Annotated in this window: 3 protein-coding genes; 2 read left to right on the forward strand and 1 reads right to left on the reverse strand. The window is 47.9% G+C overall.

The genetic code is table 11. From position 1 onward, the window contains the following. Positions 1-878, reverse strand: an 878-nt coding sequence (locus tag BRW63_RS25495) for an NB-ARC domain-containing protein (RefSeq protein WP_143162122.1), incomplete at its 3' end; no start/stop codon positions are given. Positions 879-1004: 126 nt separating this feature from the next. On the opposite strand from BRW63_RS25495, the gene BRW63_RS25500 reads away from it, so the two are divergent. Together BRW63_RS25500 and BRW63_RS25505 are read left to right on the forward strand one after the other, a co-directional pair. Then, on the forward strand, positions 1005-2291 hold the full coding sequence (locus tag BRW63_RS25500) for a dicarboxylate/amino acid:cation symporter (protein WP_073075146.1): 1287 nt from the start codon (positions 1005-1007) through the stop codon (positions 2289-2291). 134 nt (positions 2292-2425) lie between these two features. Then, on the forward strand, positions 2426-2713 hold the full coding sequence (locus BRW63_RS25505) for a hypothetical protein (RefSeq protein ID WP_073075147.1): 288 nt from the start codon (positions 2426-2428) through the stop codon (positions 2711-2713). Positions 2714-2824: the final 111 nt, after the last annotated feature.

Genomic DNA, 2824 nt, shown 5'->3' on the forward strand with positions numbered 1-2824 from the left:
GCGGCGGTGCCCAATCCTGCCAATTTGTGCGATTTTGCCAGTGGGGTGCAATCTTCTAGCAGCGTCACTTCTTCGGGGTTTTCTCGACTGGTCAGCAGCAAGCAACTTTGATGACGATCGCTGCCGATGCGCCGCAGCAATTCGCCATAGCCTTCATAACCGGGTTTGCATTGTCCGGCACGATCGCCGCCTAAAATATTTTCCCAACCGTCCAAAATCAGCAAGATTCGGCGCTGACGAAGTTGTTGAATTAGCGTTGAAAGCAATGCTTCGATCGTCGTTGAGATTGAGACGTGAGTTAAGCAAGTGATTAAATTAGTCAACAGATCCGATAACGCTGGAGTAGATCGCAGCGATCGCCAAATCACCCCTTCAAACTGAGGTTGATTATGTTCGGTTAGCTTGACTGCTAGAGCCGTTTTGCCAATGCCTCCCATGCCGAGTAGAGCAACTAGCCGACAGCGATCGACCACCAGTAATTGAGTCAGCGTGTCAAACACTTCTGAGCGATCGTAGAACACAGAGATATCGGGTGCATCGCCCCAATCTAAAAGCACAGAAGTCTTTTGTTGAGAAGGGTTAATTGCACGAGGTTCTGGTTTAGCGGAACGATCGATGACTTCTTCCCAATTCAGATTTAACACTTGACAAAATGCCTTGAACGCTACCGTTTCAATGCTTTTGCCTGACAAAAATCGTTTCCAGGTGCCTTCAGAAACCCCATCGGCAACCTGCTCTAAATCACTCCACGCGATCGTCGGCTCAACAATCTGACTCGCTTCTATCAGCCAGCGAGGATCATCGATCGTCCAGCCCTGCTCGTTTCGCACCTGCTTGATTTTGGCAAGTCCCTGATTAGAAGCTTTTAGCGTTGCCACAAATGCTGATTAACTTTAAGTTTGTCAAGATCAATTTTAGAGCAGTTCTGCGGCGATCGCTCAGTGATCTAGCATCACCGATGAGCAATGTGGGACAGTGTGGCTAACGTCATAGCGAGTAAGGGCATGAAGCACATTTCTTTAAAGGCGATTCCTCTCTATTTGCAGATCGCGATCGCGATCTTTTTGGCGATCGCGGTTGGGCTACTCGCAGGGGCAGGGAACCCCAACCCTGATTGGGTTGCTTTGATTAACAATCTGGTGATTCCCTGCAATTTGGTACTAAAAGCATTACGGACGTTGGCGACCCCGTTGATTTTGCTCGCCGTCTTGCACGCCTTTCTAACAGCAACGATTCCCGAACGATCGGGGCGACGATTATTTAGGCTGTTGTTGACCAATACGATCGCGGCAATCACGATCGGGCTATTGGTAGCCAATGTCTTCAAACCCGGTCGATGGTGGGGCGTTGCGGCTCCAGTGGAGGGCACCTCTGGCAAAAGCTTTGACCCTTGGGGATTGCTTCAAGATATGGTGCCACCGTCAATCATCCAGCCATTAGTTGATAACAATGTGATTCAACTCATTGTTGTCGCGTTAGCCTTTGGTGTTGTTTTACGATCGCTCAAAGCTCAACAGATTGAGCAAGGAAAGCAGGATTATCGCGCGATCGAACAAGTTATCACCATTTTGTTTGAGGCAGTGGTGCAGATATTACAGTTTGTCATCGCCTTTGTGCCACTAGCCGTTTTTGGAATCGTTTCAAAAACGATCGCTTTACAAGGATTTGAACCATTTAAGTCATTAGGAGCCTTTGTAGTCGCAGTATTGCTGGCTCTATTCCTACAGTCAATCTTTTATGTGACACGAGTTCGATTGGGATCTTGGGTTAGCCCAAAACGATTTTTGAAAGGTGGCAGTGATGCCCTACTGACTGCTTTCTCAACGGCATCATCCACCATAGCGATGCCTGTCACGTTTAGAGTTTTAATAGAAAAGATAGGAGTGCGAGAATCTTCAGCATCGTTAGGCGCATTAGTTGGCAGCAATTTCAACAATGACGGCACAGCATTATATGAAGCGATGTCTGCGCTGTTTGTCGCTCAACTTTTAGGACTTGATTTAAGTTTACCCCAGCAATTCGTCGTCGTGTTAACTGCCATTTTTGCCTCAGTCGGTGCCGCAGGCATTCCAGAAGCAGGCTTGGTAACGATGACGCTCGTATTCACCGCAGTGGGATTACCCACTCAATATATTGCGCTGCTAGTGACGGTAGACTGGTTTCTCGATCGCTGCCGAACTGCTATCAACGTCATGGGAGACATGACTGTCAGTTGCTTACTAGACGGAAAACAACGCCAGTCAGAACCCGCCAAGAGTGCCGACTGGACTCAGTTACCTGACACGGTTTAGTAGGGCAAGTTAAACCAATTTCAACAACAATTGCGACCGATCGGTAGTAGGGGCACGACATACCCCTACCGTGCCCTGATGCAAATTTATAAACGTCACAAATCAAATCGGTATTAAATCTCGGCGATCGCACCATGAACATCCGCCATCCATTCTCAAAGTTTCGTCCTCAAACCTACTGGCTTCTAGCTGGGACTCTTCTCGGCTATCTCTGCTTTGTGATCGCGTTAGGCATTCATTGGCTCGTGCTAAGTGTAGGTGGCGCGATCGCACTCAGCATGATCAGCGTTTGGTTTTGGTGTTTGCAAAAAACATCCGCACAATCGTCAGAAAATTTGCTTGACCGAGCTACCTTTTTGATGCAATTAGCGACGCTCGATCGTCAAGTCAACACCGCTCTAGACACTTGGAAAAAAGCCTAAGTAGGAGGGTGAAGTTAAATATAAGATAGGAAGACCCTCTAATTAACCCCTCCTTATGCCTGCTCCCCTCCGGATCATTTTGACTTCAGAAGAGGATCGCACGTTAGCTGA

This window comes from Phormidesmis priestleyi ULC007, assembly GCF_001895925.1.
Classification (GTDB): domain Bacteria; phylum Cyanobacteriota; class Cyanobacteriia; order Leptolyngbyales; family Leptolyngbyaceae; genus Phormidesmis_A; species Phormidesmis_A priestleyi_A.

Coding starts and splice junctions, on each gene's coding strand:
- BRW63_RS25500 (WP_073075146.1), top strand. CDS start 1,005: ATGAAGCACATTTCTTTAAAGGCGATTCCTCTCTATTTGCAGATCGCG.
- BRW63_RS25505 (WP_073075147.1), top strand. CDS start 2,426: ATGAACATCCGCCATCCATTCTCAAAGTTTCGTCCTCAAACCTACTGG.